Annotated in this window: 1 pseudogene; it reads left to right on the top strand. The window is 41.8% G+C overall.

Going from position 1 to position 459, the window contains the following annotated elements:
* Positions 1 to 68: 68 nt before the first annotated feature.
* A pseudogene (locus LFYK43_RS12275) lies at positions 69 to 459 on the top strand (transposase family protein); the annotation flags it as partial.

Here is a 459-nt window from a genome sequence, read left to right as displayed (position 1 = left end):
AGGCCACTACACCTTGTCTCCCCAAATCCAATTCGTCTAAATGACGACAATAGAAAGAAGTTTTGTTCATGGATAATTGTACACTTGATCGTCTTGGGATTAAAGACCCACGCTTAATTGAAGACCCTAAGCTTGAAGATCAGTATAAAATCTACCATAACCAACCCGCCCGCTTTATTCATCTCTTACAAACTTATTCCTGCTTGTGTCCTAAGTGTGGGCAGACAATGCGAAAAAACGGCTTTAAAACAGTCCACATTGTTGGTCTACCTTCAGGCGGAGTCCTCAATGTTTTCTCGATCCGCAAGCAGAAGTTTATCTGCCCGGATTCACCAGACTGTCCCAAAATTGTTACCAAGATTGCTGACGTCCAAGATGTTGAGCCCAATGCTCAAATTTCGAAGGATGTTAGATACCACTCAATCATGCAACTTAATAATAACCGTACTCAAGCAGATA

Origin of the sequence: Ligilactobacillus salitolerans (genome assembly GCF_003864415.1) — a bacterium.
GTDB classification, from domain to species: Bacteria; Bacillota; Bacilli; order Lactobacillales; family Lactobacillaceae; genus Ligilactobacillus; species Ligilactobacillus salitolerans.
The sequence above is the reverse complement of the archived record's forward strand: the minus strand, read 5'-3'. Positions and strand labels throughout refer to the sequence as shown.